This window comes from Rhodococcus sp. NPDC057529, from assembly GCF_042802055.1.
Classification (GTDB): Bacteria; Actinomycetota; Actinomycetes; order Mycobacteriales; family Mycobacteriaceae; genus Rhodococcus_F.
This window is the reverse complement of the sequence record NZ_JBHVEY010000006.1, coordinates 230667-256560: the sequence shown is the minus strand read 5'-3', so window position 1 is coordinate 256560 and position 25894 is coordinate 230667. Positions and strand designations below refer to the sequence as shown.

The following is a 25894-nucleotide window of genomic DNA, read 5'->3' as shown; positions in this document are numbered from 1 at the left end:
TGGACGGCGAAGGGGAGAACAGGTTGATGCCATGGCAATGAGACGGGTTATCGCATTCTTGACCGCAGTGGCCGCTGCCGCGGCCATCCCGGTGGTGTCGGGGGTGGTGGGTACGAGCGCAGTGGCGAACGCGGACCCCTGCCCGAGCCTGTACGTGGTCGCCATTCCGGGGACGTGGGAAACGTCCACCAAGGCCAATGTCAAGCCGACTCCGGGTCTGCTGTCCGCGGTCACCAACGGCCTGCCGTCGTCGATCCGCACCGATTACGTCACGTACGCCGCCACGGCGTTCCCGTGGGAGTCGGACGTGTACGGGCGCTCGAAGGCGCAGGCGGTCACCAACGCCAAGGGCATGTTGTCGTCGATGGCGCAGCAGTGCCCGGACACGAAGCTGTCGATCATCGGCTACAGCCAGGGCGCCGACGCCGCGGGTGATCTCGCCGCGGAGATCGGCACCGGCCTCGGTGTCGTTCCGGCCGACAAGATCGCGGCCGTCGGACTCGTCTCCGATCCGCGGCGGTCGCCGACCGACGCCCTCGTCGGCCCCGCCGTGGCCGGCAGCGGCGCCGGCGGTCCCCGCATCGGCGGGTTCGGCTGGGTCAGCCAGAACACGCGCACGTTCTGCGCGTACGGCGACCTGTACTGCTCCACGCCGAAGGACGACTTCGTGACACGGTTCGCGGGCTTCCTCGCGCAGACGTCGGATCCGACGCCGTCGCTGTTCGGCCGGTACCAGGAAGAGGCCCTCGCGATCTGGAACGATCTCCTCGCGGTCGGCGGTGTGCCCGCGCTGATGGCTCAGCTGGACGAGCCGTCCAACGAGAAGCGCATCGACGAACTCGAGCAGTTCTACAAGTCGCAGGCCCACCAGGACTACACCAGCTACGCCGTCGACGGTGCGGGTACGCCCGCCACGACGTGGCTGAGGAACTGGTTGCGCGACATCGCGTGAGTTCCACCGAAGGCGGCGGGGGATGATGTCCAGCGTGACTGACACCCCCGCCGCCTTCGTCGGCTACGACGCCTTCGTGACCGTCCGGTGGTCCGACATGGATGCCTTTCAGCACGTCAACCACGCACGGATGGTGACGCTGCTGGAGGAGGCCCGGATCGACTGGCTGCTCAGTGAGGGCAGCGAGAACTCGTCGCTCATCACGAGCGCGTTCATCGCCGACATCCACGTGAAGTACCGGGCGCAGTTGCGGCATTCCGACAGCCCGCTGCGGGTCACGATGTGGATCGCCCAGCACCGGGCCGTCGATTTCACCATCGGCTACGAGGTTCGTGGCGCCCGTGCCGCGCTCACCGACCCGCCCGCCGTCACCGCGACCACGCAGATGGCCGTCGCGGACGTCGATGCCCAGCGGCTACGCCGCATCACTCCCACCGAGCGCGAGTACCTGGCCCGCTGGTCCCGCACGTGAGCGGCAAAGTGTGTTCCGGGACGCTTTCCCACTCACGTGCGGAGGGCGTCGGGGGCCGGTAGGGGAAGGTCGGGATCGAGGACGACGCCGCGGCCGCGCATGGTGGTGTCGACCAGTGCCCACGCCCACGCGGCGAGCTGTTCGGTCAGGGTGCCGACGTCGGTGCCGCCCGGTCGTTCGATCCAGTCCACCGCCACCGACTCGACCATCCCGATCAGCGCGTTGGCCAGAGGCGTCGCGGTGGCAGGGGTGCCGAGCGCATCCAGGTAGGGGCGGAGCATGTCGGCGACGGCGGTGGTGATGGCCCGTCGCACCTCTTCGGCGGCGGGGGAGAACGACATCAGGTAGCGGTACAGGTTGGCGTGTTCGGTGACCCAGTCGAGGTGGGTGCGGGCGGCGCGGGTGAGGATCGCGTGCGGCGCGCCGTCGATGGTGATCACGGGCGCGTATTCGAGGAGCATCATCGCGGCGACCCGGCGTGCGACGGCGTTCCGGAGGTCGGTGCTGTCTTCGAAGTGCCGGTAGATGCGCGTGCGCGCGACCTCGGCGTAGACGGCCATCGTCGCGACCGACACGTCGGGACCTTCTTCGGCGATGGCGACGAGTGCTCGTTCGACGAACTCCGAGCGCCGCTTCTCGCGTTGGCCGCGCCAACGGGCAGCGCGCCCGTCACCGGCGTCTTGCTGGGGGTTCGTCATCGAATCGAATCGTAGTCTTCCCTGCGGCGGTGTTTCCGTATAGCGTCACCAGTATGCGGTACATCGATGTACCACACACTCTGCAGCTCGGACGCCGACACGTTGGGAACACCGCCTTGTCCATTCAGCTCTGCCTGTCCGGCCCCCGCAGGCCCGGGCGTTCGATGATCGGGTTGCGCAGCGCCACGGTGATCGTCGTCCCGCCCCCGATGGCGTTCGAATACCTCGCCGACGCGGAGACCGTGCTCGGCCCGGTCACGCTGCCGTCCCGCGGCCGGATCACCGCGTCGGATCCGGGTCGCCGCCTCGTCGTCGAGGCCGATCACGGCGTGCACGAATCGGTCTGGACGTTCGCCGCCCTCAGCGAGGACGAAACGGAACTCACCGTCGACTTCCGCTACCACTCACCCGGCAGGCCGGCCGGACAACTGCTCGGCGGGGTGGCCGCACCGGTCGTGTGGCAAGCGCTGCGCCGCGCGCAGGTCGCATTGAAGGACCGGATGGAAACCCTCTACTACGAGCCCGCCGACCGGGCCGGTCTCGACCGAAGGAGAGCATGACGTGGGATTCTCGGCAGCGGGCCGGACGGTCCTGATCACCGGGGCGGCAATGGGGATGGGACGGCTCTTCGCCCGCCTCGCGGCCGCCGACGACGCCGCCGCGGTCGTGTTGTGGGACATCGACGCCGACGGGCTCGAACGCACCGCACAGGAGCTGCGCGAATCGGGGTGTGCTGTCAGTGCGCGGGTCGTCGACGTCGGCGACCTCGACTCGGTCCGCACCGCGGCCGCCGAGGTGAGGGGTGCGTTCGGCCGTCCCGACGTGCTCGTCAACAACGCCGGGGTGGTGCGCGGCAAGTACTTCTGGGAGCACGACCACGAGTCGGACACGAAATTCGTGATGGACGTCAACACGCTCGCGCCGATGTACGTCACCAACGAGTTCCTGCCCGCCATGATCGAGGACCGCGGCCGGGAGTGCCGCATCGTGAACATCGCGTCGGCCGCCGGGACCGTCGCGACGCCGAGAATGGCGGTGTACGCGGCGTCGAAATGGGCCGTCCTGGGGTGGAGCGATTCGCTGCGACTCGAACTGGTCCAGGCCGGCCACGGGCACGTCAAGGTCACGACGGTGTGCCCGAGTTACATCTCGACCGGCATGTTCGACGGCGTGAAGAACCCGCTGTTCGCCCCGATCCTCAGCCCGGAAGACGTCACGGTCCGGTCGTGGCTGGCGATGCGGCAGGGCACGCCGCTGCTGATGCTGCCGCGGTCGCTGTACCTGTCGCGGGTCGCGAAAGCCGTCCTGCCGGTGCGTGCCTGGGACCGCCTGGCCGACCGGCTCGGTGTCTATCACAGCATGGACGCCTACACCGGCCGGGTGCAGGCGCCCACTCTCTGACGTCTCGGATCAGCCGAGGTCGAGGCGGGCGCCGAGCCGCATGCTGCCCGGCGCGAGGCGGCTCAGCGCGCGCCCGAACTTGGCTTCGGACGTGACGGGGACGACGGCCTTGTCGGACTTGACGGCCTTCACGATCTGGGTCGCCACCCGGTCCGGGGTGAAACCACGTTTGCGATAGAGCTGGTCGGTGCGGTCGCGCATCTTCGCCTGCTCCTCCGGGGTGGCGCCGGCGAAGTCGGTGGCCTGGATGATGTTGGTGTGGACGAGTCCCGGGCAGATGGCGCTGACGCCGATGCCGTGATTCACCAATTCCGCTCGGAGACAATCCGAGAGCATGAACACCGCGGCCTTGCTCGTCGCGTACGCGGTGAGTCGCTTTTGCGGCGTGAACGCCGCGGCGGACGACAGGTTCACGATGTGCCCGCCGGTTCCGCGTTCGATCATCTGCTCGGCGAACGCGCGGCAACCGTAGACGACTCCCCAGAAGTTCACGTCCATCACCCGCTCGAAGTCCTTCTGCGGCGTCTTCGTGAACGTTCCCGAATATCCGATTCCGGCGTTGTTGATCACGACGTCGGGGGTGCCGTGCTCGGCCTGCACCGTCTCCGCGAAGCGCTGCACCTCGTCCTCCACCGCGACATCCACCTGATACGCGTGGGAGCCGCCACCGAAGATGGCGACGGCGCCGCCGCCCTTCATCTGGGCGGAGTTGATGAGATCGGAGGTCTGCTGCGCGGATTCGAGATCGCGATCGGCGACCACCACCACGGCACCTTCGGACGCGAACGCCAGCGCGGTCTCGCGCCCGATCCCACTGCCGCCGCCGGTGACGACGACGAGAGTGCCGTCGAGATCCCGCAGACGGTGATGCTTCCGTGCACCGCTGCGCCAGGCCCTGACTTCGCCGAGAAGACTCATGTGACCATCTTGTCCGAGTACGGTCGTTTGTGTGCTGATCTGGTACGTCAGCTATGGGTCGAACATGGCTGCGACGCGTCTGACCTGCTACCTGCGTGGTGGGCGCCCGGCCGGGGGCAACCTCGTGCACGCGGGCGCCCGCGACGCGCGTGCCCCACGGGCGTCGATGCCGGTGGTGATACCCGGCACGGTGTTCTTCGCGGGAGAGTCGCGGATCTGGGGCGGCGGCCGCGCGTTCTACGACCCCGACGCACCCGGCACCGTCGCGGCCCGCGCCTTTCTGGTGACGCGGGAACAGTTCGAGGACATTCACGCGCAGGAACCCGCCTGCTACGACCGCCTGGTCACGGTCGGATGCCGCAACGGCGTCCCCATGCGCACGTTCACCACCCGCGCCCGCGGCGACGTCGTCGCCAGGAATGCGCCCGCGCCCGCCTATCTCGCGACCATCGCGGACGGTCTCCGTGAGGCGCACGGCTGGGACGAACCGAAGGTCACCGATTATTTGACGCGACTTCGGGTTTCCTAGCCGACCCAACTGTGCTTACGTGAGACGGGCCACACGAGGTGGCGTTCACGAAAGGGAGTCGATGTCCGATCTGCATGTCGTAGCGACCATTCCTGCCAAGCCCGGCTCCGAGGACATTGTGGGCGGCGGACTGTCCGCGCTGGCCGCGGAGAGCCGCAAGGAGGAGGGCTGCATCTCGTACGAGGTCTTCGAATCGGCCGCGGTCGCGGGAACCTTCGTCACCGTGGAGGTGTGGACCGGCCAGGAGGCGCTCGACGCGCACATGCAGTCGCCGCACTTCCAGGCCGCACTCGGGACGTTCGGTGAGCACCTCGCCGGGGCACCGGGAATCCACCCGCTGAAGCCGGTTTCCTAGAGTCACATTTCGTGACCACACCACTCACCGTCATCGCCCCCGAAGGTCCGGTCCGCGGCGGCGTCGTCGTCATCCAGGAGGCGTTCGGCGTCACCGAGCACATCGTCGACGTCTGCCGTCGTTTCGCCGTGGCCGGGTATCACGCCGTCGCGCCGCACCTGTTCCACCGGGGCGGGTATCCGGTGCTGGCCTACGACGACCTGAAGTCGGCGATGTCGCTGATCGGTGAGCTCACCGCGGAGCACATCGACGAGGACGTCGACGGGGCCGTCGCGGCTCTGTCGGCGGCCTCGATCGAACCGCGGAACACGGCGATCGTCGGATTCTGCATGGGCGGGACGGTCGCGTTCCACACGGCGACCCGCCTCGACCTGGGCGCGGCGGCGAGTTTCTACGGCGGCGGCATCGCGAAGGGGCGGTTCGGGTATCCGACGCAACTCGACGCCGCCGGCCGTCTCCGGACGCCGTGGCTGGGCCTGTTCGGCGACCGCGATAAGGGGATCCCGGCCGAGGAGGTCGAGGAACTGCGCACCGCCGCCGCCCACGCACCGGTCGACACCGACATCGTCCGCTACCCCGAGGCCGAACACGGCTTCCACTGCGACGACCGGCCCGCCGTGTACGACGAGGCGGCCGCCCGGGACGGATGGGCGCGAACGCTGCAGTGGTTCGGCACCCACGTCGACGGAACACGCGCAGCCGGAACCGACTGATCGCCGCCGAATCTCCTCGGGTGTACGGCAACGCGACATTCGTCCACGAATCAGACAGATCACGGCGTGTTGCGTTCGCCGCGTCTCGGGCGCCGCGTTTCCGCAGGTTTCGACGCCGGTGCGTCGCCGGGAATACGATGTGCGTCACAGGAGTACGTCGAAAACCCCGCCTGACGTGGCGTCCGGTCTCCTTCCTGCGCGAGACCCGTAATCGAACCGTTATAGTCGGCGGCATGACTTCAGTTCTCGGTGTATCCGTCGGCGCCAGCGCGGTGCGCTTCGCGTGCCACGACGCCGTGAGCCTCGAAACCCCGACCTTCCAATCACGGTCGGTGACCGCAACACTCGAACGACCGGCGGAACTGGCCGCCGAGTCCATCGGGACGGTGCTCGCCGAGCGGGACGAGGCCGACGAGGTGGAGGCCATCGGCGTCGCGTACCAGGACGACGCGCAGGCCGGTGCCATGCAGGCCGCGATGGCGCGGCTGCAGATCGGCAACTTCCAACTGGTCCCCGAAGTCACCGCCGCGCTGCAGATGCTGGAGATGTCCGGGGAACTCGGTGACCACGCCACGCTCGTGTTCTACGACCTCGGCAGTTCGGGTCTCACCGTCACCGTCCTCGACCGCGACACCGGCATGGTGCTGAGTAGTGCCCGCTCGGATCAGATCAGCGGCGACCTCGTCGACCGGCTGATCTGCGACAACCAACTCGAACTGCACCGCTTCGCGCACCCCGCCGACGCTGCGGCCGCCTTCGCGCTCGCCGCGCGGTGCCGCGACGCGAAAGAGCAGCTGTCCAGCAACGGCGCCGTGTGCATGCCCGGCGAGGGCGGTCTGCTGCTTTTGTCGCAGGACACCTTCGATTCGCTCATCGTGGGTCCCGTCGAGACGTCGGCGCGCCTCACGCGCGAGGTCATCCGCCGCTCGGGACGCGTCCCCGACGCCGCGGTGCTGATCGGCGGCGGCGCGCACATTCCCTTGGTCGCGTCGGTGATGGAGTCCTGGCTCGACCTTCCCGTGATCGTCCCCGCGCAGCCCGAATTGGTGGCGGCCGAGGGTGCGGCCCTGCTGGCGCTCCCGACGTTCGACGAGTTCCTGGTACCTCTGCCCCAGCCGGAGCACGAGCCGGAGCCGGCGCACGAGCCGGAACTGGAGCTGGAACCCGAACCGGAACCGGAGACGCAGGCCCTGTGGGCCTCGTCCCCGCACTCGAACTCGGACGAGGTGATCGCCCCGGCCCGGAAGCGTCGTGGCCTCGTCCTCGCAGGCGTTGGCGTGGTCGCCGCGGTCGGTCTCGGACTCGGCTTCGGCATCGACCTTCTGCAGGGTTCCGAGGAGGACGCGCAGCCGGCCGCGACGGAGGCGCCCGCCGCGCAGCAGGCGGCACCGCCGCAGCCCACGACGACCGCGGAAGTCCCCGCGCCCGTGGAGGCGGCTCCGTCGGTGGTCGACGAGCAGCCGGTGATCCCGCCGCAGACCGAGGTGCGCAGCACGTACCAGCCGCAGACGTGGATGCAGAGTCCGACGCAGGCGCCGGCCGCTCCCGACACGCAGAGCGTCGCGCCGACCGACACGTCGGCTCCGCCGACGACGACGGAACCCGCTCCGCTGATCCCGGGTCTGCCGCAGTTCCAGATGCCGACGATTCCGCCGCCCGCTCCGTTGGAATTGCCGCGGATCCCCGGGCTCTGATCCGTTATAACGACGGCGGTCGTCGCGAGGCCCCGACATGCTTGTCGTGACCAAACCGTTATAGTCTGGTCATGGTTTCAGTTCTGGGTGTATCCGTCGGTGCCAGCGCGGTGCGCGTGGCGTTCCCGGACGACGAGGGGGCCGTATTCCGGTCGTTTCCCGTGGATTCTGCTCACACCCACCCGGAACAGCTGGTTGCCGATTCCATCGAAACGGTGATGGCCCAATGCCCTGCCGCCGACGAGGTGCAGGCGATCGGTGTCGCGTATCGCGATCAGGCGCAAGCCGCTGCCGTGCAGGCCGCGATGGGCGACTGCCGGCTGGTCCCGGAGGTGACGGCGGTGCTCCGGCAGCTCGAGGCGTCGGGACAGCTCGACGACCATTCGACGCTCGTGTTCTACGACCTCGGCAGTTCCGGCCTCACCGTCACGGTCGTCGACCGGCACACCGGGGAGGCCCTCGCCGCGGCACGGACCGAGGAGATCAGCGGCGACGGCATCGACCGCTTGATCCGCGACCACCAGCTCGAGCAGGAACGCATTGCCCGCCCGGTCGACGAGGCCGCGGAGTGGGCGCTTACCGAGCGCTGCCGGCGGGCCAAGGAGGAACTGTCCACCAACACCGCGGTCTGCGTGCCCGGCGACGGCGGTCTGCTGCTGCTCTCGCAGGACAATCTCGATTCGCTCATCGTCCGCCCGGTGGAGGCGTCGGCGCGTCTGGCGCGTGAAGTGATCGACTCGTCCGGACGCAGACCGGACGCGGTGGTTCTGATCGGGGGCGGCGCGCACATCCCGCTGGTGGCGTCGCTGATGGAGTCGTGGCTCGCGCTCCCGGTGATCGTGCCCGCACAACCCGAACTGGTCGCGGCGGAAGGTGCCGCGGTGCTGGCGCAGGAGTACTCGGGCCGGGTCGGGGCCCCGTCTGCCGCCGGGAGGTTCGCCAAGCCGGTGATCCGGGCCGGTGCGCTGGCCGGTGGTGCGCTGGCGGTCGTCGCGGTGATCGGTCTCGGTCTCGGTTACGGCAACCAGTTGCGGGGCGCGGAGGGCGAAGCGCAACCCGCCGCCACGCAGCCGAGCGCGGAGGAGGCGTCACCGTCGCCCGCGCCGTCGCCGGTGGCGCCGCCGCCGGCCGCGGTGTCGATTCCGGAGCCGGCCCAGGAGGAGGCGAGTGTGCCGGAACCGGCGCCCGCACCGGCCCCCGCCCCGCGGCCCCTCATTCCCGGTCTGCCGCAGATTCAGCTGCCGACCCTCCCACCGCCCCCGCCGCTACCGCCGCTGCCCCGGATTCCGGGCCTCTAGCGGATCGGGGCGGGTGCTACCGGCGCAGCATGTCCCGGACGTGGCCGGTCTCGTTGACCGACGCGACCCGTCGCTCGCCGTTGCGGGAGACGAGCACCCGCGTGACGGACACGTACTCGATTGGGAACACGAGAGGCCGGTCGAGGCCGAGAAGCTGCTGCAGGAACACGTTGACGACGCCGCCGTGGGCGAACACCGCGACGGTGTCCTCGTGGCCGGACTCGTCGACGATGCGGCCGAGGGACTCGAACACCCTGGTGCGGAATGCGTCGGCGTCGACGGACTCGGGGAACTCGCCTGCCCGGATGCGTGCGTAGGCCTCCGGTGCCCGTGCCTCCGCTTCGTGGAACGGGATGTAGTGGTCGAGGTCGTAGTCGTATTCCGCGAGCCCGACGTATTCGGTGACGGGAAGGTTGAGCGCCTCGGCGACCGGCGCCGCCGTCTCGAGTGCGCGGCGTTGCGGGCTGCTCACGATCCGGGCGATGCGGTACGGGGCCAGCGCGGCGGGCAGCCGCTTGGCCTGGGCGTGACCTTCCTCGGTCAGTGCGGGGTCCGCGCGCCCGTCGGACGCGGTGACGAGCTCGGGCAGCGCGTGGCGGATCAATAGCAGTTGCACGCAGCTCAGCTTGCCAGCTCCCGCACCAGCGCCGCGATCTGGCCGGGCTGATCGATCATCGCGTGGTGGTGCGCGGGGCGCACGACGCGGAATGTGGCGCCCAGGAATTGCGCGAACTGCTTCTGCGTGCGGATCCACGCCGACCCCCAGGGCGTCGGGCGTCCGGTGTGGGCGGCGGCCACGACGGCGGGCGCCGTGATCGTCGTGGTCTCGCGCAGCGCGGCCAGTTCCTGGGCCAGCGCCGGGTACGACGCGTTCTCGACGATCGAGGATTCGAGGTATGCGGGCTCGCGGTAGATCCGCTCGACCCACCGGCGGGTGTCGGGGGCGACCCCGCCGGGTGGGGTCGAATGGTTCAGGACCCGGCGGACCGTGGGGCCGAGAAGTTTCTGCAGTCCCACCGCGCTGGCCGCCCGGGCCACCCGCCTGCCTGCCGTGACGCGCCACCGGGTCGGGATCACGCGGTGCGGGCGGGTGGTGACGGTGGCGTCGAGCAGGATCACGCCGCCGGTCCGCTCGGGGTACAGCCGCGCGAACGCCTCGACGTAGATGCCGCCGAGCGAGTGGCCGACGAGCACCGCCGGCGTGGTCACCCGAAGCGCGTCGAGAACGCCGGCGATTCTGTCGGCCTCACCGCGAGCGGACGGCCGCTCGGCGGACGGCGGACTGAGTCCGTACCCGGGTCGATCGATCCGCACGACGAGGCAGGTCTCGGACAGCAGTTCGACCACGTCGTCCCAGTCGAACCAGTTCCCGCCGAGGCCGCCGTAGAGGACGACGGGTGGGCCGTCGCCGTCGATCACCACGTGTACTCCCGCGACCATTTCCCCAGGACGTTTCACGTGGAACCATCCCTTTCCGGGGTGACGTGAATCACGCTGAGCGCCACGAAGATCAGCCACCCGCAGAACGCGAGCAGTTGGACGCGCTGGCCGAGCCCGAGCCAGGCGTCCTGTTGGCCGCGCAGTCCGGCGGCCGTCAGCGTCCACACCGTGCCCCCGACGAACACGATCGCCACGGCCCCGCCGGTCAGTTTCAACCAGGTCGGCCAGCCGTACCGGAACGCGGCCAGCAGGAACGCGAGGCACGACACCACGGCTCCCGTCGACGCGGACGCGCTGGTCATGGCGTGTAGATCGTGGGTGAGCGGCAGGTGCCCGGCGGATTCGCGCGCGGCGCACACGGCGTCGGTGGTGGCCGCGCAACTCATCGGCAGGCGCGAATCGGCGATGGTCGCGGCAGCGAACACGATCAGCGCGACCCAACCGACCGCCGTCACCCAGCCCTGGGAGTACCGCGACAGTCCGAGCACCCCGGCCACGGCGACGATGCATCCGGTCACCAGGTCGCCGGTCCGGAACCAGAATCCGTACGGCTGGTCCGCGGCGGCGAGTTCGCTCGCGAACCCCCGCAGTGGATCGATGCCGGTGTCGAGGACGAATTCGAGCAGCCACGACGCGTAGCCCACGGCGCCGAGGATCAGCAGTGCCGCGACGGCCACCCGGCCACGGGCGGTCATTGCCTCGGCTTGGCCAGGGGGAAGGCGAGGGTTTCGCGGATGCTGCCGCCGGTGATGAGCATGACCACCCGGTCGACGCCCATGCCGAGACCACCGGTCGGCGGCATGGCGTGTTCGAGCGCCTGCAGGAAGTCCTCGTCGAGTTCCATCGCCTCCTCGTCGCCGCCGGCCGCGAGCATCGACTGCTCGGTGAGGCGGTTCCGCTGATCGACCGGGTCGGTGAGTTCGCTGTAGGCGGTGCCGAGTTCGACGCCCCACGCGACGAGGTCCCATTTGGCCGCGACCCCCGGAATCGTGGGGTGCGGACGCGTCAGCGGCGACATCGACGTGGGGAAGTTGGTGTAGAACGTGGGGAACTCGGTGTAGTCCTCCACCAGGTGCTCGTACATTTCCTGCGCCACGGCGCCGGCGTCCCACGCGGACTGGTACGGGATCTCGTGTTCGTCGCAGAGCCGGTGCAGTTCCGCGAGCGGTGTCTCGGGGGAGACGTCGACGCCGAGTTTCTCGGCGACCGCCTGGTGCATCGTCTTGACGGGCCATTCGCCGGAGATGTCGACCTCCACGAGCGTGCCGTCGGGGCCCGACCGCATGATGATCTCGCGCCCGTACGCCGCGACCGCCGCCGTCTGGATGAGCTCCCGGCACAGGACCATCATCTTCTCGTAGTCGCTGTGCGCCTCGTACGCCTCGAGGATCGTGAATTCCGGGTTGTGCTTGAAATCGACGCCCTCGTTGCGGAAGACGCGGCCGATCTCGAACACCTTCTCCATGCCCGCGACGCACAGCCGTTTGAGGTACAGCTCCGGCGCGATCCGCAGGTACAGGTCCAGGTTGTAGGCGTTGATGTGGGTGAGGAACGGGGCCGCGTTGGCGCCGCCGTGCACCTGCTGCAGGATCGGGGTCTCCACCTCGAGGAATCCGCGGCCGCCGAGCGAATCGCGCAGCGACTTCACGACGGCGCTGCGGGCCTCGAGCAGGCGGCGGGCGTCCGAGTTGATGGCGAGGTCGACGTACCGCTGCCGCACCCGGGTTTCCGGGTCGGACAGGCCCTTCCACTTGTCGGGCAGGGGGTGCAGGCACTTGCCGGTCATGCGCCACTCGTTCGCGAGCAGCGACAGCGCACCACGACGGCTGTACCCGATGACGCCGGCGACCTCGACGAGGTCCCCGAGGTCGAATTCGGCGGCGAACGCCCGGATTCGGTCGGTACCCACCCGCGCCTCGTCGACGAGGATCTGGATGTCGCCGGACCAGTCCCGGACCACGGCGAACACGACGCCGCCGTAGTCGCGGATCCGGAGCAGGCGGCCGGCGATGCGGACGGTGGTCCCTTCCGGCGACTCCACGGCCTCGGACACCGTGTGGGACGGTGGGTACGCGACCGGGTAGGGGTCGATTCCCTGTTCCGCGAGGCCGGCCAACTTGTCGAGCCGGACGCGGACCTGCTCGGGACGTTTCGGTCCGGTCGCCGTCGGTGCGAGGCCCTCGCCGGGTGCGCTGCCGTCGGAGTGCAGTCCCTCGGCGGCGACGAGTGCGGCGGGGACCGCGGCGTGGTGGCCGGTGTGAGCGATGGCGTCGTGGGTTCCGGAGCGGCCGAACCGGGGCAACGTCACGAACCCTTCCGCGACGGCCGAGGCGAATCCGACGCGCAGCAGTTCCCGGTTGTCCTCGAAGCAGAGGAACCGCGGCACCCATTCCGGCTGGTACTTCACGTTGGAGCGGTACAGCGCCTCGAGCTGCCACCAGCGGGAGAAGAAGACGAGGATCGAGCGCCAGATCCGCAGGATGGGTCCGGCGCCGATGCGGGAGCCCTCCTCGAAGACCGAGCGGAACACCGCGAAGTTCAGCGACACCTTGGTGATGCCGAATTGGTCGGAGGTGGTGGCCAGTTCGGACACCATCAACTCGACCACCCCGTTGGGGGAGGTCGGCTTGCGGCGCATCAGGTCGAGCGAGACGCCCGTGGGTCCCCACGGAACCAGCGACAGGATGCCGTCGATCTCACCGTCCTCGGCGATGGCCTCCACGAGCAGGCAGTCGCCGTCGAGGCGGTCACCGAGCCGGCCGAGCGCCATCGAGAAGCCGCGCTCGGTCGCGGTGTCGCGCCAGGCGTCCGCGAGCCGGATGGCCTCGGCCATCTCCTCGGGGGGAACGTCGCGGTGCCTGCGGATCCGGACGGTGACGCCCTGGCGGCGGACGCGGGTCACGGCCTGGCGGACCTGCCGCATGTCGCGTCCGCTGAGGTTGAACTCGCGGGTGCGGAGGATCGCTTCGTCACCGAGTTGGAGGACGGTGAGACCGGCCTTGTTGTAGGCGGTGGCCCCGGTCTCGCTGGCGCCCATCACGGCGGTGGCCCAACCGTATTGGGATGCGAGTGCCTGCCACGCCTCGATCGCGTGCGGCCACGCCTCCGGGTCGCCGATCGGATCCCCGCTGGCCAGGCACACACCGAGTTCGACGCGGTACGTGATGGCCGCTTTCCCGCTCGGTGCGAACACGACGGCCTTGTCGCGGCGGGTGGCGAAGTAGCCGAGGGAGTCGTCGGCGCCGTACTGCAACAGCAGTCCCCGCAGCGCCGATTCGTCGTTGCCGGTGAGCGCGTTGTGGGAGCGCTGGGCGCGGAACAGGGTGATGACGGCGGCGAGGAGGGCGATCGCGCCGAACAGGCCGAGGAGGGTGTTGACGAATCCGTGCGGGCGACCGCTGAACTGTTCGTTGTCGGCGGCGGCGAGCGCGGTCACGCGGTTGAGCGCCCACAGGAAACGCTCGCCCTGCGGCAGGGTGCCGGGGAACAGTTCGACGAGTCCCCACCCGACGAGGGTGCCGATGGCGAGTCCGACGATGAGCACGCCCAGCGCTTTCCAGCCTGCGCCGCGCCGGACCCGGGTGTAGAACTCGGGCCGGGCCGCGATGAGGATGCCGATCAGCACCACCTGGACCACGGCGGCGACCATCGCGTTCACGTTCCGGTCGGTGATGCTCACGATCACGTTGGTGATCAGGATCAGAGTCAGATAGAGCGTCAGCAGCCACCACGCGATGCGCTTGCGGCTCGCCAGCGCCGCCGCGAGCAGCGCGACCACCAGCGCCCACGACAGGCTGGTGTCGGGGGCATCGAAGTAGTAGGTGTCGATGTACTCCCGCGGCACGTGCACGTAGTAGCGCAGCACCGGTGAGATGCTCCACAGGAACACGAGCACCGAGAAGACGCCCAGGATCAGTCCCGCGATGTGGGGAACCTGGTGCAGGCGCCCGCTCTTCGAGCCGAGTGCGGGCCGGGGCCGTGGTGCGGTGGGGACGGCCGCCTCGGACGCGTGGTGTGTCTCGGTGCTAGCTGACATCGAGCGTTTCCTTCCCGGCGAGAGATACGTACCGATCACGGGAGACAGATGTTCCAGTGTTCAGTGTGAGCCGTCGGGCCGCGATTTGGGTGAAGAGGGAAGATAGAGGCATGTCCGACATTCACGACGCCGTGCCGATCCGCGACGAATCCATCCGTCTCGGCCAATTCCTGAAGCTCGCCAACCTCATCGAGTCGGGGGCCGAGGCGAAGGAAGTGATCGCCGACGGACTCGTGTCGGTGAACGGTGAGATCGAGGTGCGGCGGGGTCGGCAGTTGCGGGACGGGGACGTCGTGGAGATCGGTGGGATGACGGCCCGGGTGAGTTCTCAGTCCTGACGGGCGGCGGTCGCGAACCGCTGCAGGAACAGTGCCTCGGCGACGGCGAGGTTCTCGATTTCGCTGGGATCCACACTCTCGTTGGGGGCGTGGATGAGGCAGCGCGGTTCCTCCACCCCGATCAGGGCGATCTCCGCGGTCGGGATCACGGCGGAGAAGACGTTGCACAGCGGGATGGAGCCGCCCTGCCCGGCGGTTCCGAGGTCTGTCCCGAATGCCTCCTCCATCGCCGCGCCGAGGGCGGCGTAACCGGGACCGTCCGTGGTCGCGCGGAACGGGGAGCCGACTGCTTCGCGTTCCACCGTCACCCGCGCATTCCACGGTGCGGCGTTCTCGAGGTGCGCGGCGAGGGCGTCCTGCGCCCTCTGCGGGTCCATCCCGGGCGGCACCCGCAGGTTGAGGCGGGCCGAGGCGCGTGGCGCAATGGCGGCGGCGGAGCCGACCACGGGCGGGCAGTCGATGCCGAGGATGGTCAGGGCGGGCCGGGCCCACACGGCGTCGGCGACGGAAGCCGAGCCGGCGAGACCGACACCGTCGAGCACCCCGGCGTCCGTGCGGAACTGGGCCTCGGGGTAGTCGACGCCCGGCCACGTCTGGTCGGATTCGAGTCCGTCGACGACGGTGTTGCCGTCCGCGTCACGCAGTGTGGCGAGCATCCGGACGAGCGCGGCGAGTGCGTCGGGGGCCGGTCCGCCGTACATGCCCGAATGCACCTCCCCGGCCAGGGTCTCGACGTGGACCACGACGTTCGCGATGCCACGCAGGGTGGTGGTGACGGTGGGTCTGCCGACGGCGGCGTTTCCGGTGTCGACGACGAGGATCATGTCGGCGTCGAACAGTTCGGGCCTGGCCTCGACGAGGTTCTCGAGGCCACCGGTGCCCATTTCCTCGGACCCTTCGGCGACGATTCTGATGCCGACGGGGAACGGGGTGCCGAGTGCGCGCAATGCCAGCAGGTGCATCACGATGTTGCCCTTGCAGTCGGCCGCGCCCCGCCCGTACCAGCGCCCGTCCCGCTCGGTGAGGGTGAACGGGTCGGTGTGCCACAGGTTCTCGTCGCCGGGCGGTTGGACGTCGTAGTGGCAGTACAGCAGCACCGTCGGGGCGCCGTCGGGCGCGGGTTGATGTCCGACGACGGCGTGTGAACCGTCGGACGTCTCGATCAGTTCGACCTGTCCGATTCCGGCCCCGGCGAACGCGTCCTCGACCCAGTGGGCGGCGCGAAGGCATTCCTCCGGCGGGAACTGCCGCGGATCGGCCACCGACCGCATGGCCACCAGCTCGGCGAGTTCGTCACGCGCCGTGGGCATCAGCGCGGCCACCCTGGAACGGATTTCGTCGGACATCAACGCCTCCTCGAGTGTCAGGTCGGTCCCGGCGTACTCAGCGGACGACGACGCCGTCCTGATCGCTGTAGACGGTCTCGCCGGGGTTGAACGTCACGCCGCCGATCTCGATCGGGACGTTCTTCTCACCGGAGCCGGTCTGGGTGCTCTTGCGGGGGTTGGTGCCGAGTGCCTTGACGCCGATGTCCAGGGTCTTCAGGATCGCCGAGTCGCGGACCGCGCCGTTGACGATCACGCCTGCCCAGCCGTTGTCGACGCCGCGGCCGGCGATGATGTCGCCGACCAGGGCGGTGTGGATGCTGGCGTCGCCGTCGACCACGAGGACGCCGCCGTTGCCGGGCTCGCCGAGGGTCTGCTTGACCAGCAGGTTGTCCTGGAAGCACTTGATGGTGGTGATGGGGCCGGAGAACACTTCACGGCCGCCGAACTGGATGAACTGCGTGTCGCAGCTCCGGATGTCGGGTCCGATCTCGTCTGCCAGGTCAGCGGTTGCCACGGGTTCAGTCATACGCGCCAGGATAGAGGTCCGGCGCTGGGAGAATGCGAGCCATGACCATTGCAGTGACTGGAGCCACCGGGTCCGTCGGCGGCAAGGTGCTCGAGCGGCTCGGCGGCGGCGCGGGTGTGCGGCTGATCGGGCGGAACGCGCAGCGGCTCGGGCCGCTGGCCGAGCATTTCGACTCCGCGTTCGCCGTGGCCACGTACGCTGACGGTCCGGCGATGACGGCCGCGCTGGACGGTGTCCGGTTGCTGTTTCTCGTCTCGGGTCACGAGAGCGCGACCCGGCGCGAGGAGCACCGCACCGCCGTGGACGCGGCCCGTGCCGCCGGGGTGGAGCGGATCGTCTACCTGTCGTTTCTGGGCGCGGCGTCCGAGTGCACGTTCACGTTCGGCCGCGACCACTACTTCACGGAGCAGCACATCCGGGAGAGTGGCCTGAAGTTCACGTTCCTGCAGGACGGCTGGTATCAGTCGATGATTCCGCTGATGGCCGACGATCAGGGCGTCATCCGGGGGCCCGCCGGCGACGGCCGGGTGAGCGCGGTGGCACCCGACGACGTCGCCGATGCGGTGACGGCCGTCCTCACCACCGGTAACGGCGACCACGACGGCGTCACCTACCGGCTGACGGGACCGGACGCGTTCACTCTTACCGAGGCGGCCGAGACGATCACGAGGGTGACCGGACGTTCGGTGCGTTTCGAGAACGAGACCCTGGCCGAGGCGTACGCGTCGCGGGCCCACTACGGGGCGCCGGAATTCGAGGTCGCAGGGTGGGTGACCTCGTACGCGGCGATCGCGGCCGGCGAGTTGGCGGTGGTGACGGGCGACGTCGAGACGCTCACCGGGCGTCCGCCGCAGACGTTCGCCGACTACCTTTCCAGCTACACTTGACCAAGTCCTGGCATAGCGAGCGGTAGATAGGTCTTTGATGGTCAGCTCATCCAAGGGTGCGACGCCGCCCATCGAGGTCGGCAACGCGGCAGACTGGCGCCGCCTCGAACCCACGAAGTTGACGCCGATCCTCAGCGCCTCCCTCGACGCGTTCTACGAACACGGCTTCCACGGCACCTCGGTGCGTGACATCGCCCGCCGTGTCGGTGTCACGGTACCCGCTCTCTACTACCACCACGAGAACAAGGAGGCCGTTCTCCTCGCGCTTCTCGAACTCTCCACCAGCGACGTCCTCGAGCGGGCCCACGCCGCGAGCGCCGACGGCGGTGACGATCCGGTGCAACGGCTCGCCAACGTGATCGAGGCGATCGTGCTGCGGATGACCATGCGGTCCCGCCTGGCGGCGCTCGAGAGCGAGGTGCGGTACCTGAGCCCGGAGAACCGGCAGCGGTACCGCACCGTCCGCAAGGGCGTGGAGGAACTGGTGCTCGAGATCGTCAAGGAAGGCAAGAAGCGGGAGCTGTTCGACGTGGCGGATGCCGCGGAGACCACGCGGGCGCTTCTCGGCATGTGCCAGTCGATTCCACGCTGGTACCACGCCGAAGGCAAGCTGACCCCGGACGCGGTGGCCCGCAAGTACGTCGAGATCGCCATGAAGACGGTCGGCTCCACCGAGCTTCCCGTCAAGCCGAAGAAGAGGCGCACCGCCGACGTCTGACCGGCGATGCGCCCCGGCAGGGTGCGGTCGTCAGCTCCCCAGACCCGACGACGCGACGACGTCGAACTGTGCCGTCGCCTCGGCGGGAGTGCCGTTCGGCGGGGCGAACGTGAAGACAGCGGTGTAGCGGCCGGCCTCGTGGGTCCGGATCGCCGCCGTCCCGGCACCGAGGGTGAGCGGGATGCTGCGGGTGTTCACATCGCCGTCGGGTTCGGTGATCTCGAGTTCGACCGGGGTGGATCCGTCCGTGCCGGCCGGAGTGGGAGTGACCAGCGCGCCGAGCGTCACCAGATTGTTGGCGCGGACGGTGCCGATCGGCGGAATGACGGTGATCTGGTAGGTGGTGGCGGCGGTTGCCGTGGGCGCCAGAGCGAGTGTGGCCGCTCCGGCCAGTGCGGCAATGGTCAGGGTCCCTCGCGAGAAGTGCACAAAATCCCTTCCTGTCGACGGTCTCTATGCGCGGCCACGTTACGGCAGAACCGGGAGTTGCCCACCCTCATTCGCCGTGTGTCCGAGAATAGTTCGAACACACGGCATTACGTCGATCAGGCGTCCAAAGCGGTTCGGGATGAGGTGTTTTCCGGCGCGACCGTACCGTTGGTGTGCTGCACGGGGCAGGTTCGGGGGAAGGTGCCCAGTTTCTCCACGTCGTACCCGTTCGGGTAGCTGCGAATGTTGGGCAGGTCGCGGGCGAACTTGGGCACCGTGCGCACGGGATAGAACCGGACCAGCCGGGCGCGGGCCTTCAGTGCGCCCCGGGACAGCGTCCGCGCGAGGCGGGACGGCCGACGGTACGCGAACGCGTCGAGAAGCGGATCGTCCATCAGCGCCCAGGAGAACCGTTTGATCAGGGCGGCGGGTGCGAGATTGTTCGGCGGGAACGTGCAGAGGAGGTCGAGCGTGGAGTCGGCGACGGCGCGGCCGCCCGAGTCGAAGAGGAAGTGTTCCCGCTCGTAGTCGTCCAGGAACTTCTCGAACGCCTCGAAGGTCTCGGGAATCTCCTTGATCCCCATGTACCTGCCGAGCGCACGGTAGTAGTTGGTGGTACCGACGATCTCGTTGCGGGTGAGTTTCCGCCAGCCGAAGTCTTCGATCCAGCGCGCCGGGATCACCACGAACGTCGACAGCACGTACCGCATGTCGTCGTTGGAGATGTCGTAGGAGCCGTGCATCTGGTTCATCCGGCGGATGCCGGCGCGGCCCGGGTCGCTGGTGAGGCCGTTTTCGAGGACCGCGTCGAGGATGAGGCCGGTGTCGTCGTAGCGTTTCTGCACGCGTTCGGTGAATTCGCCGGTCTCGAACAGCAGCCTGCCGATGGTGGGCACCGCGTACGTCCGGAACAGCGCGAAGCTGAGGGCTTGGTTGATGTCCCAGGGAAACTCCTGCGTGGCGAGAATCCGGGCGATCTCTTCGTACTGCGTCTCGGGGTCGAGGCGGTCGGTCCGGCGACGTAGGTCGAAGCGTTTCATGAGTTTCACTTCCTGCAGCGGCTGTGACAGATGGCCAGGCAATTTAGCGATCGTTCAGATGGCTCGACTGTATCCCTTGTCACAGTGCGATGCCAGAGTGGCATTATGCAAACACATGGCACGAAATTCCCCGCAGACCGACCGCATCGTGATGTTGACGGAACTCCTCGCCGACGAGCCGGAGACGCCCCGGAGCCTCGCCGACATCGCCCGGCACCTCGGCGTCGCGAAGGCCACCTGCTACCCGATGGTCGTCGCACTGACCGAAGCCGGCTGGCTCATCCGGCACCCCACCCGCAAGACCTACCGTCTCGGTCCCGCGCTGATCCCGGTCGGGCGGGCCGCGGAGACGGCGACGGACGTCGTCGACCTCGCGCGGTCGGTGATGCACGAACTGGCCGACGCGTCCGACATGGCGTCCATCGCGTTCGTGCAATCGGGAAGCGACGTGGTGGTGGCGGAGGTGGTGCAACCGGTCGGCGGGCGCCGGGGGACCCTCGGGTTGCGCCTCGGCGACAAGGTGCTGCTCGTGCCGCCCATCGGTTCGGGAATCGCGGCCTGGTATCCGCAGGAGCAGCGCGACGAGTGGTACGCCCTCGGCGGGCAGAGCCTCGGTGTCGACGTGGACGTGCTGCGCGCGACGTACGAGCCGGCTCTCGCGCTCGTCCGGGAGCGCGGATACGCGATGGAATGCATGCAGCAGCAACAGCATTCGCTGGCAGATACAGTGTCGGAACTCCGCGGTCGCGGAGTGGGTGGGCACCGCTCGACCGTCGCGCTGCGGGAGGCGCGCAAACTGCTGTCGGCGGATGCGGTGGTCGGTGACATCGACCCGGAGGGCAGGTACCAGCCGCTGTCGATCAACGCGGCGGCGTTCGACCGCGACGGTGAACCGGCTGTCGTGCTGTGCGTCGCCGATGCGTCCCGGCCGATGTCGGGGGTGCGCACGGCGGAAATCGGTGAATTGGTCCGCGACGCCGCGGCCCGGGTGACGACCGCCATGCACGGCCGCCACCCGTGAGTACTTGTTAACCGCGGGCGGTTAACAAGTACTCACGAGCTACTTGAGCTCGGCGAGGACGGTGCCCTGGGTGATGGCGGAGCCGGGTTCGACGGCGAGGCCGGTGACGGTGCCGGCCTTGTGGGCGTTGACGGGGTTTTCCATCTTCATGGCCTCGAGGACGGCGATGAGGTCGCCCTCGGCGACTTGTTGTCCTTCTTCGACGGCGACCTTGACGACGGTGCCCTGCATGGGGGCGGTGACGGCGTCACCGGAGGCGGCGCCGCCGTGGGCGCCGCCGCGGGTGCGGGCCTTGGGCTTCTTCCGGACCGCCCCGGCCGGGGCACCGTTGCCGGTGCCGAGGGTGAACTGGCCGGGCAGCGACACCTCGACGCGGCGGCCGCCGACCTCGACGACGACGTTCTGCCGGGGCAGATTCTCTTCGTCGTCGAGGGGGGCTGCGCCGGTGAAGGGTTCGATCTGGTTGTCCCATTCGGTTTCGATCCACTTGGTGTAGACGTCGAATGAGGTGCCGTCGCCGATGAAGGCGGGGTCGGAGACGATGGCCCGGTGGAACGGGATGACGGTGGCCAGGCCTTCGACCTGGAATTCGGCGAGGGCGCGGCGGGCCCGGGCGAGGGCTTCGTCGCGGGTGGCGCCGGTGACGATGAGCTTGGCGAGCATGGAGTCGAACTGGCCGCCGATGACGGAGCCGGTTTCGACGCCGGAGTCCATCCGGACGCCGGGGCCGGTGGGGGGCACGAACTTGGTGACCGGGCCGGGGGCGGGCAGGAAGCCGCGGCCGGCGTCCTCGCCGTTGATGCGGAATTCGAAGGCGTGGCCGCGGGGGGTGGGGTCCTCGAGGATGTCGAGTGCCTCGCCGTTGGCGATCTTGAACTGTTGCAGCACCAGGTCGATGCCGGCGGTTTCCTCGGTGACGGGGTGTTCGACCTGCAGGCGGGTGTTGACCTCGAGGAAGGAGACGGTGTCGCCCTGGACGAGGTATTCGACGGTGCCGGCGCCGTAGTAGCCGGCCTCCTTGCAGATGGCCTTGGCGGAGGAGTGGATGCGGTTGCGTTGGTCGTCGGTGAGGAACGGGGCGGGGGCTTCCTCGACGAGTTTCTGGAAGCGGCGTTGCAGGGAGCAGTCGCGGGTGCCGGCGACGATGACGTTGCCGTGCTGGTCGGCGATGACCTGCGCTTCGACGTGCCGGGCCTTGTCCAGATATTGTTCGACGAAGCATTCGCCGCGGCCGAACGCGGCGACGGCCTCGCGGGTGGCGGAGTCGAACAGTTCGGGGATTTCCTCGATGGTGTGGGCGACCTTCATGCCGCGGCCGCCGCCGCCGAAGGCGGCCTTGATGGCGACGGGGACACCGTATTCCTTGGCGAAGGCGACGACCTCGTCGGCGTTCTTGACGGGGTCCTTGGTGCCGGCGGCCATCGGGGCGTTGGCTTTTTCGGCGATGTGGCGGGCGGTGACCTTGTCGCCGAGGTCGCGGATCGATTGCGGGGAGGGGCCGATCCAGATCAGGCCGGCGTCGAGCACGGCCTGGGCGAAGTCGGCGTTTTCGGAGAGGAAGCCGTAGCCGGGGTGGATGGCGTCGGCGCCGGATTTGGTGGCGGCGTCGAGGATTTTGTCGAACACCAGGTAGGACTCGGCGGAGGTCTGTCCGCCGAGGGCGAAGGCTTCGTCGGCCAGGCGCACGAACGGGGCGTCGGCGTCGGGTTCGGCGTAGACGGCGACGCTGGCCAGGCCGGCGTCGGCGGCGGCCCGGATCACCCGCACTGCGATCTCACCGCGGTTCGCGACGAGCACCTTGGAAATACGTGCACTACTCATCGAAATGTCTTCCCTTTTCTACAGTTTCAGTAGCCTGCGTTGACCAGGACGGCAGCGGCGGCTACTTGCCGGCGCAGAATGAGGGCGGGGGTGCCCCACGAATCGTCATCGGATGCGGGCGTTTCCGCCGCGGAACCGGACGAGGCGATCGCAGCGAACACTGCGAGCACCGCGGCGATGTCCGTGTCGCTCGGGTTGCCCGAGAACGTCACGGCCGGCGCCGCCGGCGGCTCTTCGGCGATGCCGGAGCCCAGCGCGATCTCGTCGAGCACATCCTCGACAACCAACTCGGCGGTCACAGCGGGATGTTCCCGTGCTTCTTGGGCGGGAGGGTGACCATTTTGCGTTCGAGTAGGCGCAGGGCGGCCACGATCTGTCCGCGGGTGTGGGACGGGGGGATGACGGCGTCGACGTAGCCGCGTTCGGCGGCGACGTACGGGTTGACGAGGGTGTCCTCGTATTCCTGCTGCAGTTGCAAACGCAGGGCGTCGACGTCGTCCCCGTTTTTGGCGGCCTCGAGCAGGCGTTTGCGGTAGACGAACCCGACGGCGCCGGAGGCGCCCATGACGGCGATCTGGGCGGTGGGCCAGGCCAGGTTGACGTCGGCGCCCATGTGCTTGGAGCCCATCACGTCGTAGGCGCCGCCGTAGGCCTTGCGGGTGATGACGGTGATCTTGCCGACGGTGGCCTCGCCGTAGGCGTAGAGCAGTTTCGCGCCGCGGCGGATGATGCCGTTGTATTCCTGGTCGGTGCCGGGCAGGAAGCCTGGGACGTCGACGAGGGTGATGATGGGGACGTTGAACGCGTCGCAGGTGCGCACGAACCGGGCGGCTTTTTCGGAGGCGTCGATGTCGAGGCAGCCGGCGAAGACGGTGGGCTGGTTGGCGACGATGCCGACGGAGCGGCCGTCGACGCGGCCGAAGCCGACGACGATGTTGCCGGCGCGTTCGGCCTGGACCTCGAGGAATTCGTCGTCGTCGAGGATGCGGCGGATGACCTCGTGCATGTCGTAGGGCTGGTTCGCCGAGTCCGGGATCAGGGTGTCGAGTTCGAGGTCCTCGGCGGTGAGGGAGTCCTCGATGGCGCCGGTGATCGGGTCGGTGGGCAGCATCCGGGGGGCGGCGGCCTGATTGTTCGACGGCAGGTAGGAGAGCAGGTCCTTGACGTAGTCGAGGGCGTCCTGTTCGCCGGAGGCGACGTAGTGGGCGACGCCGGACTTGACCATGTGGGTGTGCGCGCCACCGAGGTCTTCCATGGTGACGTCTTCGCCGGTGACGGTCTTGATGACGTCGGGGCCGGTGACGAACATCTGGGAGGTCTGGTCGACCATGACGACGAAGTCGGTGAGGGCGGGGGAGTAGACGTGGCCGCCGGCGGCGGGGCCCATGATCAGGGAGATCTGGGGGATGACGCCCGACGCCTGGACGTTGCGGTGGAAGATTTCGCCGTAGAGGCCGAGGGAGACGACGCCTTCCTGGATGCGGGCGCCGGCGCCTTCGTTGATGCCGATCAGGGGGCGGCCGGTTTTGAGGGCGAGGTCCATGACCTTGACGATTTTTTCGCCGTAGATTTCGCCGAGGGAGCCGCCGAAGACGGTGGCGTCCTGCGAGAACACGCAGACGTCGCGGCCGTCGACGGTGCCGTAGCCGGTGACGACGCCGTCGCCGACGGGGCGGTTGTCGGCGAGGCCGAAGTTCACCGAGCGGTGCCGGGCGAGGGCGTCGAGTTCGACGAAGGAGCCCTCGTCCAACAACGCGGTGATGCGTTCGCGGGCGGTGAGCTTGCCCTTGGCGTGGACCTTGTCGACCGCGGCTTCACCGCTCGGGTGCTGCGCCTCGGCCTGACGATTACGCAGGTCGGCGAGCTTTCCCGCCGTCGTGTGAATATCGGGCGTGACCGCCGAATCTGTGACTGTCATCTATGACTGCTCTTCCCGTCGAGGCTGTCGGAACCTGCGCTGCACCCTGTGGGGTACGCGGTTCGTGGGAGTACCCACTCGGACGCCGCCACTTTAACGCATTACTTATCGATCGTTCACGTGCGCTGCATCACTCCCGGTGAGGGGGAGTGATGCGTCACGCTGCTGCTAGCGGTCCTCGGTGCGGCCGTGGCGGCGTTCGTAGTCCTCGCGAGTGCGGTCGGCGCGGCGCTGCGCCTTCTCGCCGACGAGGTCCGGATCGAGGCCGTGGCTGAGCAGACGGTGGCGACGGTAGATGTTCATCAGCGCGACCGCAAAGTAGAGCAGCGGGAGCAGCAGCAGGGCCATCATCGCCAGCGGAATCCAGATCGGACCGGGGATGAGGAGGAACAGCGCCAGCACCGCGGCGACGGGAAGCATGAACCGGAGCACGTACCGCACCGACGCGCCCGGCCCGACGAGGTCGTTGCGGACCCAGTCCTGCATCGAATCCGGCAGCGTCCGACCGAACAGATACCCGACGTACTGACTGGGGCTGGGACGCTGCGGATCGGACATGCGTTTCAGGATAGTGCTACTGCTTCTCCGCATTCGCGACGATGACGTCCCGCACGTACTGCGCCAGGCCGGGGGCGACGTCGTCGTAGTGCCTGCGGAAGCGGTCGTCGGCGAGGTACATCTCGGCGAGGTTCACCTGCATCGCGTGATCGCAGTCGTAGAACCGTTCGATGCCGGCGCGGTGCTGCTCGGCGAGCGCGTTGGCCCGGTCGGATCCGGGTTCGACGCCGTCGGTCATCGCCTGTGCGAGTGCGGCTTCGACCGCGTCGCCCTCGGCCTTGATGCGTTTCCAGTCGTCCTTGCTCATCTTCGCGGCGCGTTGCTGGGACTGCTTCCACGCATCGGTGCCGCCCCACCGCTCCTCGGCCTCGGCCGCGTACTCCTCGCCCGGCCAGTTGTCGCCGAAGATGTCGTTCTGCTCTTCGGGGGTGAGTTGAATGCCCATGCTTTTCGCCTCCATCATCTTCTCCACGGCTGCAGCCATCTCGTGCAAGCGATCGATCCGTTCGCTCAGCAACGCGTGCTGTCGCCGTAGATGCGCGAGTGCATCGACGTCCGGGTCGTCGAGGAGGGCTGCGATCTCCTCGAGGGGGAATCCCAGTTCGCGGTATGTCAGTACGCGGTGCAGACGTTCCACGTCGGCGTCCGAATAGCTGCGGTAGCCACCGGGGGTGCGGTCGGACGGGGTCACCAGACCGATCTCGTCGTAGTGGTGCAGGGTGCGCACGCTCACTCCGACCAGTCCGGCGACCACGCCGACCGTGTGTTTCTCGCTCACGACTCCTACCGTGCAGCCTTACGTCG

The 25894-nt window shown here is 68.7% G+C and carries 28 protein-coding genes; 13 read left to right on the top strand and 15 right to left on the bottom strand.

Going from position 1 to position 25894, the window contains the following annotated elements:
- Positions 1-37: 37 nt before the first annotated feature.
- Complete coding sequence (locus tag ACFU5V_RS14275) at positions 38-952, top strand: cutinase family protein (RefSeq protein ID WP_378432588.1); 915 nt, start codon at positions 38-40, stop codon at positions 950-952.
- 22 nt (positions 953-974) lie between these two features.
- On the top strand, positions 975-1424 hold the full coding sequence (locus ACFU5V_RS14270) for an acyl-CoA thioesterase (protein ID WP_378432569.1): 450 nt from the start codon (positions 975-977) through the stop codon (positions 1422-1424).
- A gap of 32 nt (positions 1425-1456) precedes the next feature.
- On the opposite strand, the gene ACFU5V_RS14265 is transcribed toward ACFU5V_RS14270, so the two are convergent.
- The gene (locus tag ACFU5V_RS14265; protein WP_378700016.1) at positions 1457-2122 is read right to left on the bottom strand and encodes a TetR/AcrR family transcriptional regulator; all 666 of its coding nucleotides are present in this window, start codon (positions 2120-2122) and stop codon (positions 1457-1459) included.
- A 116-nt stretch (positions 2123-2238) separates the two neighbouring features.
- On the opposite strand from ACFU5V_RS14265, the gene ACFU5V_RS14260 reads away from it, so the two are divergent.
- Both ACFU5V_RS14260 and ACFU5V_RS14255 read left to right on the top strand, forming a co-directional pair.
- Positions 2239-2682 (top strand): hypothetical protein, encoded by a 444-nt coding sequence (locus ACFU5V_RS14260; protein WP_378700014.1) that lies wholly within the window; start codon positions 2239-2241, stop codon positions 2680-2682.
- Between the two features lies 1 nt (position 2683).
- Positions 2684-3523: an SDR family oxidoreductase gene (locus tag ACFU5V_RS14255; protein ID WP_378700012.1), complete on the top strand. Its 840-nt coding sequence runs from the start codon at positions 2684-2686 to the stop codon at positions 3521-3523.
- Positions 3524-3532: 9 nt separating this feature from the next.
- Here the strand turns inward: ACFU5V_RS14255 and ACFU5V_RS14250 are convergent, their stop codons facing one another.
- A complete protein-coding gene (locus ACFU5V_RS14250) occupies positions 3533-4441 on the bottom strand; it encodes an SDR family NAD(P)-dependent oxidoreductase (protein WP_378700010.1) in 909 nt (302 codons plus the stop codon).
- Between the two features lie 31 nt (positions 4442-4472).
- On the opposite strand from ACFU5V_RS14250, the gene ACFU5V_RS14245 reads away from it, so the two are divergent.
- The 5 genes from ACFU5V_RS14245 (at position 4473) to ACFU5V_RS14225 (ending at position 9030) form a co-directional block, all read left to right on the top strand.
- Positions 4473-4970: a hypothetical protein gene (locus tag ACFU5V_RS14245; RefSeq protein ID WP_378700008.1), complete on the top strand. Its 498-nt coding sequence runs from the start codon at positions 4473-4475 to the stop codon at positions 4968-4970.
- A 61-nt stretch (positions 4971-5031) separates the two neighbouring features.
- On the top strand, positions 5032-5325 hold the full coding sequence (locus tag ACFU5V_RS14240; RefSeq protein ID WP_378432562.1) for a putative quinol monooxygenase: 294 nt from the start codon (positions 5032-5034) through the stop codon (positions 5323-5325).
- 11 nt (positions 5326-5336) lie between these two features.
- On the top strand, positions 5337-6038 hold the full coding sequence (locus ACFU5V_RS14235) for a dienelactone hydrolase family protein (RefSeq protein WP_378700005.1): 702 nt from the start codon (positions 5337-5339) through the stop codon (positions 6036-6038).
- 233 nt (positions 6039-6271) lie between these two features.
- Positions 6272-7732 (top strand): Hsp70 family protein, encoded by a 1461-nt coding sequence (locus tag ACFU5V_RS14230; RefSeq protein WP_378700003.1) that lies wholly within the window; start codon positions 6272-6274, stop codon positions 7730-7732.
- A 71-nt stretch (positions 7733-7803) separates the two neighbouring features.
- A complete protein-coding gene (locus ACFU5V_RS14225; protein WP_378700001.1) occupies positions 7804-9030 on the top strand; it encodes an Hsp70 family protein in 1227 nt (408 codons plus the stop codon).
- A gap of 16 nt (positions 9031-9046) precedes the next feature.
- Here the strand turns inward: ACFU5V_RS14225 and ACFU5V_RS14220 are convergent, their stop codons facing one another.
- The 4 genes from ACFU5V_RS14220 to lysX are packed head-to-tail and all read right to left on the bottom strand — an operon-like array spanning position 9047 to position 14506.
- A complete protein-coding gene (locus ACFU5V_RS14220; RefSeq protein WP_378432558.1) occupies positions 9047-9646 on the bottom strand; it encodes a histidine phosphatase family protein in 600 nt (199 codons plus the stop codon).
- Between the two features lie 5 nt (positions 9647-9651).
- Complete coding sequence (locus ACFU5V_RS14215; RefSeq protein WP_378700174.1) at positions 9652-10470, bottom strand: alpha/beta fold hydrolase; 819 nt, start codon at positions 10468-10470, stop codon at positions 9652-9654.
- 14 nt (positions 10471-10484) lie between these two features.
- Positions 10485-11165 (bottom strand): DUF998 domain-containing protein, encoded by a 681-nt coding sequence (locus tag ACFU5V_RS14210; RefSeq protein WP_378699998.1) that lies wholly within the window; start codon positions 11163-11165, stop codon positions 10485-10487.
- Positions 11162-14506, bottom strand: coding sequence for a bifunctional lysylphosphatidylglycerol synthetase/lysine--tRNA ligase LysX (lysX, locus tag ACFU5V_RS14205; RefSeq protein ID WP_378699996.1), 3345 nt, complete (start codon positions 14504-14506; stop codon positions 11162-11164). The genes ACFU5V_RS14210 and lysX overlap by 4 nt, the downstream gene beginning before the upstream one ends.
- A gap of 110 nt (positions 14507-14616) precedes the next feature.
- On the opposite strand from lysX, the gene ACFU5V_RS14200 reads away from it, so the two are divergent.
- Entirely contained in the window at positions 14617-14844 is a 228-nt protein-coding gene (locus ACFU5V_RS14200) for an RNA-binding S4 domain-containing protein (protein WP_378432553.1), read from the top strand.
- On the opposite strand, the gene ACFU5V_RS14195 is transcribed toward ACFU5V_RS14200, so the two are convergent.
- Positions 14835-16190, bottom strand: a complete 1356-nt coding sequence (locus ACFU5V_RS14195) for a dipeptidase (RefSeq protein WP_378699994.1) — start codon at positions 16188-16190, stop codon at positions 14835-14837. The genes ACFU5V_RS14200 and ACFU5V_RS14195 overlap by 10 nt on opposite strands.
- Positions 16191-16227: 37 nt before the next feature.
- The gene (gene rraA / locus ACFU5V_RS14190) at positions 16228-16698 is read right to left on the bottom strand and encodes a ribonuclease E activity regulator RraA (RefSeq protein ID WP_005563989.1); all 471 of its coding nucleotides are present in this window, start codon (positions 16696-16698) and stop codon (positions 16228-16230) included.
- A gap of 41 nt (positions 16699-16739) precedes the next feature.
- On the opposite strand from rraA, the gene ACFU5V_RS14185 reads away from it, so the two are divergent.
- Both ACFU5V_RS14185 and ACFU5V_RS14180 read left to right on the top strand, forming a co-directional pair.
- Positions 16740-17585 carry an SDR family oxidoreductase gene (locus tag ACFU5V_RS14185; protein WP_378699992.1) on the top strand — a complete coding sequence of 282 codons (846 nt, stop codon included), beginning with the start codon at positions 16740-16742 and terminating at the stop codon, positions 17583-17585.
- Between the two features lie 37 nt (positions 17586-17622).
- A complete protein-coding gene (locus tag ACFU5V_RS14180) occupies positions 17623-18303 on the top strand; it encodes a TetR/AcrR family transcriptional regulator (protein WP_072942833.1) in 681 nt (226 codons plus the stop codon).
- A gap of 30 nt (positions 18304-18333) precedes the next feature.
- On the opposite strand, the gene ACFU5V_RS14175 is transcribed toward ACFU5V_RS14180, so the two are convergent.
- Together ACFU5V_RS14175 and ACFU5V_RS14170 are read right to left on the bottom strand one after the other, a co-directional pair.
- Positions 18334-18732 carry a hypothetical protein gene (locus tag ACFU5V_RS14175; protein WP_378699990.1) on the bottom strand — a complete coding sequence of 133 codons (399 nt, stop codon included), beginning with the start codon at positions 18730-18732 and terminating at the stop codon, positions 18334-18336.
- A gap of 116 nt (positions 18733-18848) precedes the next feature.
- Entirely contained in the window at positions 18849-19772 is a 924-nt protein-coding gene (locus ACFU5V_RS14170) for an oxygenase MpaB family protein (RefSeq protein ID WP_378699988.1), read from the bottom strand.
- Between the two features lie 115 nt (positions 19773-19887).
- Here ACFU5V_RS14170 and ACFU5V_RS14165 point away from each other — a divergent pair, with 115 nt between their 5' ends.
- Positions 19888-20793, top strand: coding sequence for an IclR family transcriptional regulator (locus tag ACFU5V_RS14165; protein ID WP_378699986.1), 906 nt, complete (start codon positions 19888-19890; stop codon positions 20791-20793).
- 39 nt (positions 20794-20832) lie between these two features.
- Here the strand turns inward: ACFU5V_RS14165 and ACFU5V_RS14160 are convergent, their stop codons facing one another.
- The 5 genes from ACFU5V_RS14160 to ACFU5V_RS14140 all read right to left on the bottom strand — a co-directional run bounded on the left by ACFU5V_RS14160 (position 20833) and on the right by ACFU5V_RS14140 (position 25868).
- The gene (locus ACFU5V_RS14160; RefSeq protein WP_378699984.1) at positions 20833-22614 is read right to left on the bottom strand and encodes an acetyl/propionyl/methylcrotonyl-CoA carboxylase subunit alpha; all 1782 of its coding nucleotides are present in this window, start codon (positions 22612-22614) and stop codon (positions 20833-20835) included.
- A 26-nt stretch (positions 22615-22640) separates the two neighbouring features.
- The gene (locus ACFU5V_RS14155) at positions 22641-22913 is read right to left on the bottom strand and encodes an acyl-CoA carboxylase subunit epsilon (RefSeq protein WP_378699982.1); all 273 of its coding nucleotides are present in this window, start codon (positions 22911-22913) and stop codon (positions 22641-22643) included.
- Positions 22910-24532: an acyl-CoA carboxylase subunit beta gene (locus tag ACFU5V_RS14150; protein ID WP_095865491.1), complete on the bottom strand. Its 1623-nt coding sequence runs from the start codon at positions 24530-24532 to the stop codon at positions 22910-22912. The genes ACFU5V_RS14155 and ACFU5V_RS14150 overlap by 4 nt, the downstream gene beginning before the upstream one ends.
- 168 nt (positions 24533-24700) lie before the next feature.
- Complete coding sequence (locus tag ACFU5V_RS14145; protein ID WP_192581843.1) at positions 24701-25090, bottom strand: DUF5313 family protein; 390 nt, start codon at positions 25088-25090, stop codon at positions 24701-24703.
- A 16-nt stretch (positions 25091-25106) separates the two neighbouring features.
- Positions 25107-25868: a MerR family transcriptional regulator gene (locus ACFU5V_RS14140; RefSeq protein WP_378432425.1), complete on the bottom strand. Its 762-nt coding sequence runs from the start codon at positions 25866-25868 to the stop codon at positions 25107-25109.
- Positions 25869-25894: the final 26 nt, after the last annotated feature.